The organism is Peribacillus sp. CSMR9 (assembly GCF_033141925.1).
Taxonomy (GTDB): Bacteria; Bacillota; Bacilli; order Bacillales; family DSM-1321; genus Peribacillus; species Peribacillus simplex_A.
The window spans coordinates 15,521-31,873 of the sequence record NZ_JAOPHO010000050.1 but is presented as its reverse complement, the minus strand read 5'-3'; the positions used below and the strand labels follow the sequence as shown (position 1 = coordinate 31,873).

Here is a 16,353-nt window from a genome sequence, read left to right as displayed (position 1 = left end):
GGAGGAAGATGAGAAAGAATTCGATTACTTCTTGAGTAATGTAACGGAAAAGACGTGCCAGCTCTGTTTTAAAAAGGCATTACAATAAGCCAAAGTCTGTTCATGAAGATACAATGGCCGCTTAACTGAAAAAGCCGACCCAATTGGGTCGGCTTTTTCACGCTTCACGACTATTTCGTTACTTCGATTTTTCCATTATTCGTTTCCAATTTCACTAAGTTTTCACCTTTGCCAATGACAGTATTGCCCTCATACTTACCAAGGATATCTACCTTTCCATTGTCGACATGAACATTGAAAGTTGTATTTGTCGGTTCATTTTCTGTTTTGATCATGATTTTACCGTTATCACTTTCGAGGTCGATCATCCTATCCAGGTCTTTCGTGACCAATGTGATTTCACCGTTACTCGATGACCCAACCAGATTTCCCTCTACATTATTAAGATCCACTCTTCCATTAGCAGATTTCACTTTGACTTTTTCGGTTATTATATCATTTAATTCAACACGGCCATTTTGAGATTCCACATTTAGAATTTCACTTTTCAATTCAGATATTTGCAATTTTCCACTATCGGATTCGACTACAAAAGATTTATAGGATTTATCAGGCACATATACTTTTAAATGTAAGGATTGAATTTGAAAACCAAATCTAGAAGTATGTCGATCTTTTAATTTTATCGATAGCTTCTTGCCTTCCACATCTGCAGAGAAATCCAGCTTGGAAACATCCACACCTTTTGAATCCAACTCTATCCTGGTATCCTTACCCTTCGTTGGAATGATCTCCACAGCTGCATTGTCAGTGTCGACCTGAACGTCCGTCACAATCTCTGAAATTGTTTCTTCCTCTTTAGTCGTTTTCTGATCCGTCACTTGGGAAACAGTAAACAGACTTCCTATTACTCCGACCAATAACAATACAAGTGCAAGGATCGATAACTTTTTAACATTAATCATTTTTTCAAACCGCCTTTCACAAGGGAAGCGTTAAATTTTAAATAACGAATGAAACCTTTGGTTAAAGCGCTCGTAGCGAAAAACATTCCCATAGCAATGAAAATGCCAATCCCGCTTAGCCCCAATGCGAAGAACAGTTCGAATAATTGAAAGTTGCCCACTGCAAGGTTGAAAAAAACGCCCAATGGAGCAAGAATGAACGCTATCGCCGATGCCCATCCTGCAATGACAACTCCGACCAATGCAATAAATGGCCCCAAAACGATCACTACATTAAAGAATCCCAAACCAATGACTGCCCAAACGGCCCGCATTACATTACCGGCAGAAGTCGATTGTTCGACCTGACCTAAATGGTAGGATGCCAACAGCTCCTTGGAAATATGTTTAGGATTCCCAAGGGAAGTGGAAATTTCCTGCTCTGTCTTCCCTTTTTCCATTGCAATTGTGAAATACTCTTCGTAATCTTGGAGGATATCTTCCTGTTCCTCTAAGGAAAGCCCTGTTAAAGATTCATTCAACTGCTTTAAAAACTGTTCTTTATTCATCAGTTCACACCCTCCTTGATTAATTGGTTGACCCCATAGGAAAATTCATTCCATTCCGTCAGCAACTCTTGAAGGTATCTCCGGCCTTTATCGGTTAACTTATAATACTTGCGCGGTGGCCCTTCTGTTGATTCTTGCAAATAAGTCGTAAAATACTCTTCCTTCGTCAATCTTCGTAAAAGTGGATATACCGAACCTTCCGATATCTCGATCTGATCTGAAATCTTCTGTACAAGTTCGTAGCCATAGCGATCCTGCTTATCCAATAAGACCAGGACGCACAGTTCCAAGACACCTTTCTTAAATTGTACATTCATAGCACCATCACTCCTTCCAAGAGTTCTTTAGTATAGTTTAATAAACAGTACTGAACACCGAACAATACATATTATGTAAATAATTTACCACATGGTACTGTTCATTGCAAGGTACTGAAAATATTTTATTTTATATCTTACATGCAATCCAATACGGGTAGAAGAAAATACATATATTCATGGCTGTAAGAGAATACGATGTATAATAGTAAAATGTGGAAGGAGGAGTTACTTTGGCCAACAAAGAAATAACGAAAAAGCAATTCGAGTTTCTTGAACATGAATTTAATTACCTTGAAAAGGAAGGCGTCATCTCCCAGCAAGAGAAAGTGAGGATGTTAGATTCCTATGACGTAAAAGGTAATTTGAGCTTCATCACTATTCTATTATCCATTGGGGCACTTCTTTTAGGTCTGGGGGTATTGACCTTTGTCGCCAGTAACTGGATCTATTTAAGTAAAGCGGTCAAATTCGTGCTTATCATTGCATGCCTCATCGGGGTGAACTTTGCTGGTGTGAGGTGGCAGGCACGCTTTCCCAAAACGTCACGAAGTCTGCATTATGCAGGGATTCTAATATTTGGTGCAGGGATTTTTCTAATTGAGCAGATGTTTAATATCAGCATCAATTTCAACAGTTCCTTTTTATTATGGGCGATCGGTACGGTATTCATCGGTTACTATTTGAAGGATGTCTTCGTTCTCCTTTTTACATCTTTCCTGCTTTTCATTTATATTAACGGAAGTATTTTCGTTGATGAAACAGCTTATCCGCTTGCCATTCTTGTATTTTTACCGGCTTTATACATTATGTTAAAGAAATTCGATTACCCTAAATATCTGACCTTTTTCATTAACGCTTTAGCCATCAATACAATTGCCTTATTTCTTATGGAATTCGTGCCTAAGCTGGAGTTTGAAAATTCGAATACGATTGTCCTTTCCATTCTGTTTGTGTTGGGAATCGTACTGGCCTATATTCCGGTAAGAGCTAAATTACAAAACATCACCCACATACAAGGGCATATGTTACATGGTATTACTGCACTCTTCCTTACCTTTGATTATTCAATCTGGTTCCCTCTAGCTTATTTCGTTTTTCTGCTATATCTCATTCTAAAAGGAAGTTTGACCAGCATCGTGATCATCTGTGCACTGATTTTCAGATATTACATCGATTCCTTTGACTTCCTGCCAAAATCGCTTACATTCATCATCGGCGGCATCATGCTTATCGGTTTTGGCTTCTTCTTTGAAAATCGACGAAAAAAAGGAGGAGAACTCAATGAATAAACCATCATTCCGGCCACTCATCGTATTTTCCATTCCAGTCTTGATTCTGTTAGTCTTGGCGCTTCCTCCAGTCTGGACAACAATGACAGGCGATGTAATCAAAATCAAAACTGCCCCGGTCGATCCGACTGACTTGTTTAGGGGCAGCTATGTGGCATTGCAATACGAAATTGAATCCGTTAAGCCATCACAACTCGATGGCTCGATTAAATCCGATTTCAATACTAGAAATACGGGTGATTATAAAAAGGTATATGTACGTTTAAAACAAAACGCCGATGGACTATATGATGTCGATTCCGTATCGAAAGAAAAACCCGGCAATGGCATTTACCTAAAAGGGGAATTGGAAATCCCTTATGACCTGCAAAATGCTAAAACCATTCAGATCAGATACGGTCTGGACAATTATTTCGCATCCGAAGAAAAGGCTAAGGAAATGGAGAAGGACGCATTGGCCAATCCTTCAGTGGCCGTGGTAAAGGTTCGTAATGGCAATGTTGTATTAACGGACATTATCATTGAATGAATGACCCGATCCCGGATATGACTAGCAAAAAGAGCATCTGAATCGATGCTCTTTTAGTTGCTGTACTTTTTAGATGAACGTCAAATTGTTACTTAATGACTCGTTTTGCCCCTATATATTTTTCTTTCCAATACTTATCACTCATTTTGACCACCTTGACTCCTTTGGTCGTGGTCCCGACAAATGTGCCATTTCCATAATAGATTCCAACAAAGGAGACCTGCCCTTTCTTACCTGTAGCATAGAAGACCAAATCGCCCGCCATTAAGTCTTTTTGTTTCACGGCCTTTCCGATTTTATACTGTTCCGCACTCGTTCTCGGAATCTTCATTTCCGTCGCAGCATTTTTATATACATATTGGGTAAGACCACTTGCATCGAACCCTATTGGTGTCGTCCCTCCATATTTATAGGAGCTTCCCACCTGCTTCTTTGCCAAAGCAGCAACTTCATCACCATAATTAATAGAAGCTGAAGCATTAGCCGGACTGAATATGAATGCTGTCAACAATGCCCCGAATAAAACTATGGCAGCAAGCCATTTTGAAACTGGTAAACGATAACTCATTCTTTTTCCTCCCCAAACTGAAAATGAACCACAATTTTAAATGTATGTTGCATTTCAGTTTTCAGACCAAAAAAGATTTCATTGGTCCACCATCATCCCTACAAAAAACAAAAAACCAGATACCCGTTGTGTAACCAGTACGGTGTTATCTGGTATATTCTTCTTTTAGTAGATTACGGAGTCAGGGCCCGTTACTTGGGCTCCTCGTATTGTCGAGCATTTTCACTGTCACTTAGACCTTTTGTGGTATGATCGACCACACCGCCGACCCCAAAGAAAGTAAGCGCTATGAAGTTAATGATGCCTAATGCCCCGTTAATTGCATCATCAGTTATGCTAAAGCCTATTGGGGTAATGAAATTGTTTATGAACGCTGCAACCATCTGCGCCAAAAATAAAAGCCCCGGAAGGAGTACAGTGAATATAAACGTCGGATTCTTAAGGCGCACTTTCCAGTTGATCATTGCTTTTCCCCCTATCTATCATATTAAGTCAACTTTATTGAAAAATAGTTACGGACTTGCTATATATTATGCTGCTTGTCCATTTTACGTTCGAAAACTCCATGAAATTCACCTTTAAAAAGGTCCATCCGAGGATGGACCTTCTCTTAAACATCAAAATAGTTTTAGAAAACTAGAGTGAGAGAAACCAATTCCCTTTACGAAAAGTGTAAAATTTTGTAACTTTTATACAAGACATACGTACATGAATGAGGAGGTGTAAAATGAAAAAGTATCTTTTTTTCACAATTAGTTTCTTATTGATATTCATGATATTACAAGTTTTATCCGGACTTATTCTAACTGCTGCATATGCCCCTGATTTTTCAGGATCAGGACATATCGGCGGTACATTATCCAATGAGGTCATTTTTGTGCAACGTTCGGAAATGCCTATAATGATAATTGCTGCAATCTCTGCTATATCAGCCTATTTCATTTTAAATAAAGTCGCGAAAAATAATTAAGCAGTAGAAACAAAAATAAAGAACGTTCGATCCATGATCGAGCGTTCTTATATCCCAATGTAATGAACATAAATCAATAGGCATGATACTTGCTTTTCGCTTCAATTTTCCCCATATTTGCCTGAGGATGAAATCCTGGAGTGATATGCCTTTACTTCCCCTTACTAAATGACAACTTTTACACTCGATATTCCTCCAAAAACAATCGAATCCGTTCAGCAGCTTCCGTCAACCTCTCAGCCGGTTGGACCAAAGCCATCCGGACATACCCTTCACCCTGTTTCCCAAAAGCATCTCCAGGAACGGTTGTAACTCCTGCTTTTTCAATCAGTGCATAGGAAAAATCTCGTGATTTCCAACCAGCTGGAACTTTGGCCCAAATAAACATGGTCGCTGAGGTCCTCGGCACTTTCCATCCCCCTTCGGCAAGGCCTGATATCAAGGCATCACGCCGGGACTCGTATTCCTTAACCTGATCGGATAGCAGCGAAAGGTTGGAAGTAAGCGCCATTTCGGCTGCTTTTTGGATGGGATAAAAAACCCCATAATCAATGTGTGATTTCAATGTTCCCAAGATGTTCAGCACATCGCTATTGCCGACCACATACCCAATCCGGCAGCCGGCCATATTAAAGGTTTTGGAAAGTGAATTAAATTCAATCCCCACTTCCTTGGCACCAGGAATGGACATAAAACTAATTTGTCGATGATTATCAAAAATCAACTCAGAATAAGCAAAATCGTGAACCACCAGGATCTCATTCTTTTCCGCAAACGATATGACTTCTGAAAAGAAAGCTTCATCAGCAAGGGCGGTGACTGGATTTCCCGGATAACTGATGATCATCATTTTCGTTTTTTTCACTATTTCATCCGGAATGTCGTTGAGCTGCGGCAGGAATCCATTCTCCGCAGTAAGCGCCATCGGATGAATGATTCCGCCGGCAAGCTCAACACTCGCTTCATAAATTGGATATCCCGGATCTGGCACCAGCACATAATCTCCCGGGTTTATCATCGCCGTTGCCAAGTGTGCAAGGCCATCCTGGGATCCCATCAGTTGCAGGACTTCCTTTTCTGCATCCAGTTCCACTCCGTAACGCTGCCGATAAAAGTAACGGACTGCCTCATGGAATTCAGGCGTACCTTTTAACGTATATCCATAGGAATTAGGATCCTGTGCATACTTTACAAGCGTATCCACAACAAAATCAGGCGGTGGTAAATCCGGACTTCCGACACTCAAATCAATAACATCCATCCCTCGTTTCATCGCTGCCCGCTTGCGGGTCGCCAACTCTGAAAATATCCCTGTTTTGAATCTTCCGACTTTTTCTGATGGACCCATATTCATTCTGCGATTCCCCTTCATTAATGATCTTATATCTATCATTATAGCAATCAATCTACAATATTTTATACCCTTAATTAGAGTTCATCAGTATCTGATGAAGAGCTTCATCAAGATGATGGAATTTAAATGCATATCCTTCCTTTTCCAACCTCTCAGGTATGACAAAGCGGCTTTTTAATATCAATTCCGTTTCGGTCCCCATAAAGAAAGCCCCTATTTCAAGCATGGGTGTTGGGCAAGGCATTCCTATCCTTTTATTCATGTTCTTTCTCAAATAGGCCATCAGTTCACGATTTGTAACTGGGTGCGGCGATGAACAATTGAACACCCCGCTCAACTCCTCATTCTTTCTCAGAAAAAGGACAATGTTAAATAAGTCTTCTATATGTATCCAACTGAATTTCTGATTTCCTGATCCTTGATGTCCTCCCAGGCCGAATTTAACCAAATTCCTATAAGGGGTCATCACTCCCCCATCGCCCAATACAATGGCAATCCGTAAAGCAATTTGTCTCGTCTTGGGTAAGCGGAAATCGAAAAATGAGCGCTCCCACGCTTTTGCTACATCAACGGAAAAGCCTGAACCGATTACACCATGCTCTTCTGTCATTGGTTTATCTTCAGCATGCCTGTATATGGTTGCCGTGCTTGAGTTTATCCATAATGAAGGAGGATTTTCACATTGTTCAATCGCCTGTCCGAGCACTTCAGTCGTATTTGTTCGTGAATCTAAGATTTCTTTCTTATTCTTGACATTGTAGCGGCAATTGACTGTTTTTCCGGCGAGGTTGATTAACATATCCGAATTATCGATTGTTTCCCTTATTCCTTCTTTATCTTCCCATCCGATATGCGGGGTTTGCCTGGAGATGATTCTTACCTCATATCCCAAATTCCTGAAATGATTTTCAAAGTATTGACCGACAAAACCAGTCCCGCCAGCTAAAACCACTTTCTTCAGCATATAACCAACCCGCTTTCTGTTATGTGTTAATAGTTCGAGTAATAACCAGTAACATCCTTTTTGTGAATTACTTCACAAAAATTATACCATATTATTACATTAAATAGTATATACCACAGTGGCAATAATTAAGGAACTTGTCCAAGCAAAAGGGTAAATTACACATAAATTAGTAATGTGGAAAATTATAAAACAAAAGGATGATTACAGTGTCAAATAAAAAACTAAGAAGAACAAGTAGTTCTAGAACTAGTAATTTTAGAACTAGTAATTTTAGAAGCGGCAATTCCAAAATTGGAAATAGCAGCCGCAGGGCTGGCTTGATAAGAGTCTTGGAAAATTTATTAAAAAACAATAACGGTAATTCAATCAAGGAATTTAAACGGGATTTTTAAGAGGTTTCTTTTTTAAAGATTAATATGGAATCCCTTTGGAATATTCTAAAGGGATTCCATATTAATAAAACATTAATGCTGATTGCTAAGTTTTGGTTATGTATAGCTATATATTTCTGGTAAATAACTGTTATATCCAATAGAGATAAAGGAGAAATTACGATGTACTTTCGAGACTGGAAACCTAAAAAAGACATCAAGAAATTAACGGAAATTACGGTAAGTAATTTTCGGGTTTCGTCTGATACAGTGCATGAAATTTTGCAAAAGTCACATAAGGTACTTGTGATTTGTAATGATAAAGGTAAAGTAGTGGGATTTCTTTGTTATAATCTTTATTTATCTAAAGTGGCTCATATTAATTATATAGTGCTTGAGAAGAAGTATAGGGGAAAGGGAAATCTGCAATCCCTTTTACCAGGATTAGTAGCTTATGCAAGAAAAAAAGGGATCCTTGTAGTATCCGGTTTTGTGAACAAATATAACCCTGAGGCATTGCAAAAATTTAAAGAATTTGGATTTAAACCGATTTTAATTTATCATGATGACATTCTAATTCAATCATTGATTTAAAAGGGTCCTCCTGCCCCCTATCACCATAAATACGAAGAAATCGATTAAAATACATTCTGTTTTATCCTTCATTAATTGGACTCTCAAATAAGGAATATTAGGATTACACGGATATATGAATCTTGTGTTCCTCCATGCAATGAACAACAAGGAAAATGAAATCGCCTGTAAATTCTACATGGATTCATAGGCATTTTCCCTGTAGTCTATTCAACCTTTTATTAAACCTTAATCATGATCTAATTCCTCTCTAGGTTGCTTCATTAAAATGATCTGTTCTACATTTAAACATGGACAATCTAATTGAACGAAAACCTCCGCCCATATGTCCTCCCTTGGCATGGTATTAGAGATTCCTTTAAAAATGCCAACAAGTAGAAACTGGCTACCTTATACGATATCCTAATTGAATTAAACAGGAACGGTACAATATATATTAGAAGGAATACGCATTAATATACAACTTCGAACGATCATTATTTTTTCCTTATTTTCAAAATAATTCAATAAATCATGCATCAAAACGTGTATAGTAATGATATACACTGCTTAATGAGGAGGAAATTATGAAATCAATTGAACTAATCATCTTAAATCTGGAAGAGGTCAGAAGAAGAAACATTAAACTATGGATTTCAATACCTAATGACACTCTCCATTGGAAACCAGATGACAAGGCAATGAGTTGTTTAGAAATGGTTAGACATGTCCTTGATAGTGAGCATTACTATCATTTATCTATTAAAAATCAAGGTAGCTTATCTGTTTATGAATCACCATTCGAAAAACAGCCACTTATCTCTGTCGAAGCAGAATTAAACTTTGCCGAACCCTACAGGCGTGATTTTTTGGAAACAATAAAATCCTTCAGCGAAGACGACTTATCAAATATTAAAATTGATCGCTCTAATATGGGATATATTAGAGATTTAGGAGACATGTTACTTAGAATCGCTTATCATGAGTCAGTACATACTGGTCAATTATTGGACTACTTAAGAACTGCCGGAGTTCCTAGAATTAGCGTTTGGGATTAACTGCATCTCTTTCAAAGGGTGATTCATCATGGTGAATCACCCTTTTTATTTTGCAGCCGTGTCATATACGGCATGAAAAATCCTTAAGATATCTATAACCTGACTTCAAGATAACTCCGCTCTTCTAGCCACCCATTAGTGAAAAATAATGATTATCCTAATCAAATCTATAATCATCGTAAAATATTCTTTAAATGTATAAGTCTCACAGTTCAACAATTTTCACACATGATGACAGGCTGTGAAATGTCCATTCCCCATATCCCGGAACTCCGGAACCTTTTCGGCGCAAAGCTCCGTTGCCATCGGACAGCGAGTCCTGAACTTACATCCCGATGGCGGGTTCACCGGACTCGGAATGTCGCCATTTAATATGATCCGCTCCCGCTTTACACGTGGATCAGGGATGGGTACGGCAGACAGGAGCGCTTTCGTATATGGGTGCAGCGGGTTATCAAAAAGTTCCTCTTTAGTTGCCAACTCCACAATATTTCCTAGATACATGATGGCTATTTTTGTGCACAAATGCTCCACCACACTCAAATCATGGGAAATGAACAAATAGGAAAGCCCTTTTTTCTTGCGCAGCTCACTAAAAAGATTGATGATTTGGGCCTGGATGGATACGTCGAGGGCCGCAACAGGTTCATCCATGACAAGGAATTCGGGATTGAGGGCAATCGCCCTGGCTATGACAATCCTCTGCCGTTGTCCTCCCGAAAACTCGTGCGGATAGCGGTCAACATGATACGGAGACAAGCCGCATGTTTCCATGACCTGAAGCACCTTTTCCCTGACGTCCTTATTTGTGGCTAGGCCGTGCTGGACCATGGCTTCCCCGATCGCGTCCCCAACCCGTATACGGGGATTCAAGGAACTGAAAGGGTCCTGAAAAACAAGCTGCGTTTGAACCCTGAGGCGGCGCAGGTCCTTTTTATTCAGACTGAACACATCTTCCCCTTTAAATCGCACTTCCCCTTCCGTTTTGTCATGAAGTCTTAAAATCGTTTTTCCTATGGTTGATTTCCCGCTTCCGGATTCACCGACTAAACCAAATACATCTCCCTTTTCAATGGTGAATGTGACACCGTCGACGGCCTTGACCGATTCATTCTTTTTACCAAAAATCCCGTTTGAGCCTGAGAAATATTTTTTTAAGTTTTTCACTTCCAATAATGTTTCACTCATCGAACGTCCTCACCCTCATATAAATAGCAGCTCACACTATGATTGTCGGAAGTTTCTTTCAGTTCAGGGTGTCTTTTCAAGCAAATATCCATACGATGCTCACAGCGGTCGGCAAAATAGCAGGATTCCGACAGTTCAGCCAGGTTCGGAACCTGCCCGGCAATCGTAAATAGCGATTCCTTCCGTTCCCCAATGAGTGGCTTTGCTTTCATTAGTCCCTTTGTATAGGGATGCTGAGGATTTGTATACATTTCCAATACTGGTCCCCGCTCCACGATTTTCCCTGCATACATTACAATGACATAGTCTGCCATTTCCGCTACGACTCCAAGATCATGCGTAATTAGCAATATGGATGTGTTGAATTCCTTTTTTATATCCCGTAATATATCTAAAATTTGGGCCTGGATGGTCACATCAAGAGCAGTCGTCGGTTCATCTGCGATGATGAGCCTTGGATTGCAGCTGATGGCAATGCCGATCATTATCCGTTGAAGCATCCCTCCACTTAGTTCGTGGGGATACATGCTGATTATTTTCTCGGGGTTTGGTATTCCAAGCAATGTGATGAGTTCCTGTGCCTTCTTATAAGCATCCTTCCGGCTGAGGAGCAAATGTTCCTGCAATGGTTCAATCATCTGCTGACCAATCGTGTAAACTGGGTTTAGCGACGTCATCGGCTCCTGAAAGATCATTCCGATATCATTTCCGCGAAGGCGGTTTATTTCCTTCTTGTTCATTTGCAGCAGATTACGTCCTGCAAAATTCACTTCTCCATTTTCAATTTTGCCGGATTCAGGAATCAACTGCATGATTGAAAGTGACGTTATGCTTTTTCCGCAGCCGGATTCCCCTACGATACAAACGGTTTCCTGCTCGCCAATTGAAAAGCTGACGTTGTTCACTGCTTTTACAACGCCTTCTTCTGTATAGAAATTCGTTTCTAGGTTTTTCACTTCCAATAGAGCTTCGCTCAAAACCAACACCTACCTTTTCATTTTCGGATCGAGCGCATCCCTTAATCCGTCTCCCAGCAGATTAATGGACACCACTGTTAAAAAGATCGTTAATCCAGGAGGGATCCATAACCAAGGGCGCTTCCGGAAGTCCATATAATTATTGGCGGCGTCCATCATATTTCCCCAGGAAGGGGTGGGAGGAACCACTCCCAATCCAAGAAAGCTCAACGCCGATTCACTGAGAATCGAACCCGCCACATTTAAGGTTGCCACAACAAGCAACAATGGCAGGGTATTCGGAATCAGATGATGGAAGATCTTCCGTCTGTCGCTTAATCCGAGGACTTCCGTGGCTTGCATGAAGGGCTGTTCCCTTAAGGATAAAATCTGACCACGCACGAGTCTTGCGAGCGCCGGCCAGCCGACAACGCTTAGCATGATCATGATGATGTAAAGCCTGTATTCGGACGGGACCTTCCACTCGGAAAGGATGGCTCCCATTATTAATAGGAGCGGCAAACCCGGAATCGACATTAATATGTCCGCGAGACGCATGATGACCAAATCGACAACTCCCCGATAAAACCCAGATACGGCACCTAGAAATGCTCCGATGACAATGGATAGGAGCATGGAAGCAAGACCTATAGTTAACGAGATCTGTCCTGCCATCATCAGTCTTGTCAGTACATCCCGGCCGTAGTTGTCAGTCCCAAGCCAATGTGAAGCACTTGGTGGCTTATTGGCATATGCAATATCTGTCCTATCAAGAATATAGGGTGAAAAATGCGGCCCGGCAAAACTAAGCAAAAACATGAATATGAGGAAAAATAAGCTGACCATCGCCAATTTGTTCTTTTTTAGGCGGTGAAAGGTCTGTTTCCATAATGAAGGGGATTTAACCTTCGCTGATTTCTTCCCCTTATAGATTAACGGTTTGACAGTCTCCATTTTCATCCCCCCCTATTTCAGCCTGATTCTCGGATCGACCGCTGCGTACGTCACATCGGCAAGAAAATTGCCGATGATGGTAAGGCAGGAAAGAAACAGAGTGAATGCCATCAGGACAGGATAATCCCGGAAACTGACCGATTCAAGTTGGATTCTTCCCACTCCCGGCCAATTGAAGATCTGTTCCATGATGATCGCACCGGAAAAAAGTCCCGGCAGTTCAAAGGCAAGCAGCGTAATGACTGGAAGGATGGCATTTTTAAGTGCATGTTTAAATATGACCACTCTCTCCTTTAAGCCTTTTGCCCTTGCCGTCCGGATATAATCCTGCCTGATCACCTCAAGCATTCCCGTTCGGAAATAACGGGTAAGGGACCCGATGCTAAGCAGCGTTAATATGGTTACCGGTAAAATCATATGCTTGCCCACCTCGAGAATATAGGCAAGGCCAGTGCTGTTACTTCCCGTATCTATCATACCGCCGACCGGGAGGACTTTAAGATCCACACCAAACCATTTAATGAATAGCAGACAGATGAAAAATGACGGGAAGGACATGGCGGCAAATACGAAAAATGTAACGATTCCATCCAACAATGAGTATTGCTTTATGGCCGAGAGAACACCGGTCAGGAGAGCGATGGTCCACGTCAGGAACAACGCTAGCAGTGCCACTATAAAAGAGTTCCACACATATTTGTTTAGCAGCGAAGTTACACTTTCCTGATGTTTTAAGGAGAAACCTAGATTCCCTTGAAACACATTCCCAAGCCATGTGAAATAGCGCTGCAGCATGGGCTGGTCCAGTCCGTACAAAGCCTTCAGTTCTTTAGCCCTTTCGGGTGTGAGGCTTAAGTTGGAATCAATATAATCACCAGGCAGCATGGCAAATAAAAAGAAAATGATAAAAGACGTTCCGAACAAAATAACGATCATTTGTATAAATCGCTGCAACACATATTGTTTCACCTGGTAATCCCCCTTTGCAGATAAAATGCCCAGCTATGCGCCAGGCATTTTACTTACTTTTTAATTGAAATATTCGGTAAGCTCGAGCCTATGCCAGTATAGTTGTCAGGAACCACCCCTTCGATTTGCCCGCTGATCGCTCTTGCACTCTGGCGGTAATGAATGAGGATATAGGGCGGATCCTGTGTGAATTCTTTATAGAGTTCATGATACAATTCTTTACGTTTATCGATATCAAGAGTGCCTAATCCTTCTTGGATCAATTTATCAACTTTAGGATTTGAGTAACCCGCATAGTTATTAGGGTTATTGCTTGCAAGCTCTTCCACTGTATCGCTCGGGTCGAGGATTTGTGATGTGGAGACCGCTGCAAAATCATAGTCTTTTGCCGTTAGCTTGGATACAAGGGCATTAAAGTCCGTTATTTCCGGCTCGAATTTAATGCCGATGTCTAAGTAATTTTCTTTCGCGATGGGAATAACGGCATCCTCTGCATCTGCAGTCAGATAGCGGATTTTCAATTGTACGCCGTCTTTTTCACGGATACCGTTTTTCCCGACCTTCCAGCCTGCTTTATCCAGGAGATTTTTTGCTTTCTCTTCATCAAATCCATATTGTGTAACGCCTTCATTGTTGTAAGCCCAGGAAACCGGGGAAACGGGAACATCCGCTACCTGCCCAAAGCCTTTAAATCGTACATCTACAATTTTTTGGCGGTCCAATCCATAAAGCAGTGCCTGGCGTACTTCTCTATCCTTAAATTGCGGTCGAGTATTATTTACATAAATCAACCCATAATCGTTCACGGGGGCCACTTGCACATTTGCAAATTTCAAGCTCTCCAATTGTCCAACCGTGTCATCATCAGCTGGAAAACCTGCATAATCAAGCTCACCAGTTTCAAACTGCTGAAGCGAAGTGGCTTTATCGATGATTTTGTAAATCAGGTTTTCCGTTTTAGGTTTCCCTTTGTAATAGTTTTCGTTGGCTTTATAGCGAATTTCCTGGCCAGGTACATATTTAGAGAATACATATGGTCCCGCACCAAGTGGTTTTGAATATAGCTCTTTTAAGTAATCTAACTTACCGTATTCATAGTCTTTTCCGTAATATGCTTTAGAAAGCACCTGACCGCCAAGAATTAATAATGCCTTCGCATTCACTTTTTCAGTCGCAATTTCTATCCTTTGTTCATCCAATACTTTAATGCCTTTTATCGATTTGGCTTTGCCTTCTTTATACTCTTTCCCTCCTTTAATTGCAGCAAGGGATATGTCTTGGTACCCATTGTAAGCAGGATCATGGAGTAACGTAAGCGTAAACGCGACATCATCTGCCGTCACAGGAGAACCATCGCTGAATTTAGCATTTTTCCTCAAATTGAAAGTATAGGTCATTTGATCTTTAGAAGTATCCCAGCTCTCTGCAAGAATAGGGACTGGTTTTCCATCTTTATCAAGGTCCACAAGCGGTGAGAAGATGGGTGTCGTTGCGTTCCCATCCCAGCCGTTTTCATAAAAATAAGGAAGGAACACCCCTCCTGGAGCTGAGATGCCGGCAACGAATGTATCTTTTCTTGCTTTGGTTTTATCAGGTAAAACAGATAAGTCGGTTGCTTTATAACTTTTTTCTTTTGTCTTTTCTACAGAGACATTGTTTGTTTTTTGCCCGCTTTCCTTCGATCCACCATCCCCTGAACTGTTTATCGCACATGCTGATAAAAGCAACAGCAAACCAATCAAGAGAATAAGACTGCTGATTCCCCTTTTCATACTCCAACCCCCATTTTTTTGTATTTTCACAATCCCTGCCACTATGTATTACTGATGCGACATCGGCAAACGAATTTAAAACATATTATTCTGACAGGTTTTGTATGATTTATTTGTAAGCTTACTTAAACTAGTTAAATTTGTCAATAAATACTTTTGCTTACAATTAAGAGGGGAAAGGGCTTTGTGCGATGGACTTCTGTAATAATCTTTGTAAAAAACAATTCATCTCAAAAATTATTCTGTAACCTATGTAAACGGAAAAATTAATCATCAAGAAAATGTTTCATGTAAGAAAATTGTGGAAAAGTACTGATATAGGAGGGATAAGAAATGTTATCTAAAAAACCAGCGGCCAGAATGGTTAGCGCAGTTATTCTAACAAGTACTCTTTTAGGGGCAGGTGCATCGTTTTCAACAGAACCGGTTGAGGCTGCATCCACAATGGGTTCTACTTCTGGCATAGCTAAGGAACATGCTCTTACCACCTTAGATGAAATCTACAACAAAGCTTTTTCAGGAGAAATGCCTTATACTGCCAAGGGTTTGAAAATTAGTGAAAACACCCAAAAAGAAGTATATGAGACATTTGGTTCCCCCCCTGAACCAAGTAAAACCGATAAAAATTTTGACTATTACCATGCGGAAATGGGGCACCCAGGATTTGCGTTTGCCTATAACCATGACAAGACCATCTCACAAATCCGATATTTTGGGACAAATGTAGAACGGGACCATAATCTAGGAAGCATCACACCTAAAGTGTTAGGAAAACAACTCGGCAGTGCTGACGAAATACGCCATATTTCCAGTACGAATGAAACCAACTACATTTACAGGACAGGAAATTATGAACTACAATTCATTGTCGGTGAAGATCAAACTGTAGATCATATCAATTTACTCGAAACTAAATAATATCTGCGGCAATCATTGCAGGCTGTAGAGAAAGAATATTTTCTCTTCAGCCTTTTTTGTTTCAAGCCCCTTCCTTCACTTTCA

General features: G+C 40.5%; 19 protein-coding genes. 7 read left to right on the top strand and 12 right to left on the bottom strand.

Annotated features, from left to right (window positions below):
- Positions 1 to 88, top strand: an 88-nt coding sequence (locus N9I19_RS25290) for a hypothetical protein (protein WP_411730515.1), incomplete at its 5' end; no start/stop codon positions are given.
- Positions 89 to 170: 82 nt separating this feature from the next.
- Here the strand turns inward: N9I19_RS25290 and N9I19_RS18325 are convergent.
- Genes N9I19_RS18325 through N9I19_RS18315 form a run of 3 tightly spaced genes read right to left on the bottom strand, consistent with a single transcriptional unit; the run spans position 171 to position 1,830 of the window.
- On the bottom strand, positions 171 to 965 hold the full coding sequence (locus tag N9I19_RS18325) for a DUF4097 family beta strand repeat-containing protein (RefSeq protein ID WP_317778607.1): 795 nt from the start codon (positions 963 to 965) through the stop codon (positions 171 to 173).
- Entirely contained in the window at positions 962 to 1,513 is a 552-nt protein-coding gene (locus N9I19_RS18320) for a DUF1700 domain-containing protein (protein ID WP_317778606.1), read from the bottom strand. Before N9I19_RS18320 ends, N9I19_RS18325 begins: the two co-directional genes overlap by 4 nt.
- Positions 1,513 to 1,830: a PadR family transcriptional regulator gene (locus tag N9I19_RS18315; RefSeq protein ID WP_317778605.1), complete on the bottom strand. Its 318-nt coding sequence runs from the start codon at positions 1,828 to 1,830 to the stop codon at positions 1,513 to 1,515. The genes N9I19_RS18320 and N9I19_RS18315 overlap by 1 nt, the downstream gene beginning before the upstream one ends.
- 233 nt (positions 1,831 to 2,063) lie before the next feature.
- Here N9I19_RS18315 and N9I19_RS18310 point away from each other — a divergent pair, with 233 nt between their 5' ends.
- Both N9I19_RS18310 and N9I19_RS18305 read left to right on the top strand, forming a co-directional pair.
- Entirely contained in the window at positions 2,064 to 3,122 is a 1,059-nt protein-coding gene (locus tag N9I19_RS18310) for a DUF2157 domain-containing protein (protein ID WP_317778604.1), read from the top strand.
- Positions 3,115 to 3,651 (top strand): GDYXXLXY domain-containing protein, encoded by a 537-nt coding sequence (locus N9I19_RS18305; protein WP_284471750.1) that lies wholly within the window; start codon positions 3,115 to 3,117, stop codon positions 3,649 to 3,651. The genes N9I19_RS18310 and N9I19_RS18305 overlap by 8 nt, the downstream gene beginning before the upstream one ends.
- An 88-nt stretch (positions 3,652 to 3,739) precedes the next feature.
- Here N9I19_RS18305 and N9I19_RS18300 read toward each other — a convergent pair whose 3' ends face one another.
- Together N9I19_RS18300 and N9I19_RS18295 are read right to left on the bottom strand one after the other, a co-directional pair.
- Positions 3,740 to 4,219, bottom strand: coding sequence for a C40 family peptidase (locus N9I19_RS18300; RefSeq protein ID WP_284471751.1), 480 nt, complete (start codon positions 4,217 to 4,219; stop codon positions 3,740 to 3,742).
- 191 nt (positions 4,220 to 4,410) lie between these two features.
- On the bottom strand, positions 4,411 to 4,683 hold the full coding sequence (locus N9I19_RS18295) for a phage holin (protein ID WP_061461701.1): 273 nt from the start codon (positions 4,681 to 4,683) through the stop codon (positions 4,411 to 4,413).
- Positions 4,684 to 4,946: 263 nt separating this feature from the next.
- Between N9I19_RS18295 and N9I19_RS18290 the strand changes: the two genes are divergently transcribed.
- Positions 4,947 to 5,189 carry a hypothetical protein gene (locus tag N9I19_RS18290; RefSeq protein ID WP_284471752.1) on the top strand — a complete coding sequence of 81 codons (243 nt, stop codon included), beginning with the start codon at positions 4,947 to 4,949 and terminating at the stop codon, positions 5,187 to 5,189.
- A 178-nt stretch (positions 5,190 to 5,367) separates the two neighbouring features.
- Here N9I19_RS18290 and N9I19_RS18285 read toward each other — a convergent pair whose 3' ends face one another.
- Both N9I19_RS18285 and N9I19_RS18280 read right to left on the bottom strand, forming a co-directional pair.
- On the bottom strand, positions 5,368 to 6,543 hold the full coding sequence (locus N9I19_RS18285; RefSeq protein WP_317778603.1) for an LL-diaminopimelate aminotransferase: 1,176 nt from the start codon (positions 6,541 to 6,543) through the stop codon (positions 5,368 to 5,370).
- A gap of 70 nt (positions 6,544 to 6,613) precedes the next feature.
- Positions 6,614 to 7,507 carry a TIGR01777 family oxidoreductase gene (locus N9I19_RS18280; protein ID WP_317778602.1) on the bottom strand — a complete coding sequence of 298 codons (894 nt, stop codon included), beginning with the start codon at positions 7,505 to 7,507 and terminating at the stop codon, positions 6,614 to 6,616.
- A 557-nt stretch (positions 7,508 to 8,064) separates the two neighbouring features.
- Here N9I19_RS18280 and N9I19_RS18275 point away from each other — a divergent pair.
- On the top strand, positions 8,065 to 8,475 hold the full coding sequence (locus N9I19_RS18275; protein WP_317778601.1) for a GNAT family N-acetyltransferase: 411 nt from the start codon (positions 8,065 to 8,067) through the stop codon (positions 8,473 to 8,475).
- A gap of 566 nt (positions 8,476 to 9,041) precedes the next feature.
- Complete coding sequence (locus N9I19_RS18270; RefSeq protein ID WP_317778600.1) at positions 9,042 to 9,512, top strand: DinB family protein; 471 nt, start codon at positions 9,042 to 9,044, stop codon at positions 9,510 to 9,512.
- A gap of 222 nt (positions 9,513 to 9,734) precedes the next feature.
- Here the strand turns inward: N9I19_RS18270 and N9I19_RS18265 are convergent, their stop codons facing one another.
- From N9I19_RS18265 to N9I19_RS18245, 5 genes are read right to left on the bottom strand one after another with little or no spacing between them, the layout of a single operon-like run.
- Positions 9,735 to 10,700, bottom strand: a complete 966-nt coding sequence (locus tag N9I19_RS18265; RefSeq protein WP_317778599.1) for an ABC transporter ATP-binding protein — start codon at positions 10,698 to 10,700, stop codon at positions 9,735 to 9,737.
- On the bottom strand, positions 10,697 to 11,677 hold the full coding sequence (locus tag N9I19_RS18260) for an ABC transporter ATP-binding protein (protein ID WP_317778598.1): 981 nt from the start codon (positions 11,675 to 11,677) through the stop codon (positions 10,697 to 10,699). The genes N9I19_RS18265 and N9I19_RS18260 overlap by 4 nt, the downstream gene beginning before the upstream one ends.
- 9 nt (positions 11,678 to 11,686) lie before the next feature.
- On the bottom strand, positions 11,687 to 12,610 hold the full coding sequence (gene opp4C, locus N9I19_RS18255) for an oligopeptide ABC transporter permease (protein ID WP_317778597.1): 924 nt from the start codon (positions 12,608 to 12,610) through the stop codon (positions 11,687 to 11,689).
- A gap of 12 nt (positions 12,611 to 12,622) precedes the next feature.
- Positions 12,623 to 13,579 carry an ABC transporter permease gene (locus N9I19_RS18250; protein WP_317778596.1) on the bottom strand — a complete coding sequence of 319 codons (957 nt, stop codon included), beginning with the start codon at positions 13,577 to 13,579 and terminating at the stop codon, positions 12,623 to 12,625.
- Between the two features lie 53 nt (positions 13,580 to 13,632).
- A complete protein-coding gene (locus tag N9I19_RS18245; protein ID WP_317778595.1) occupies positions 13,633 to 15,351 on the bottom strand; it encodes an ABC transporter substrate-binding protein in 1,719 nt (572 codons plus the stop codon).
- 333 nt (positions 15,352 to 15,684) lie between these two features.
- Between N9I19_RS18245 and N9I19_RS18240 the strand changes: the two genes are divergently transcribed.
- Entirely contained in the window at positions 15,685 to 16,269 is a 585-nt protein-coding gene (locus tag N9I19_RS18240; protein ID WP_317778594.1) for a YjgB family protein, read from the top strand.
- The last annotated feature ends 84 nt before the right edge of the window (positions 16,270 to 16,353 follow it).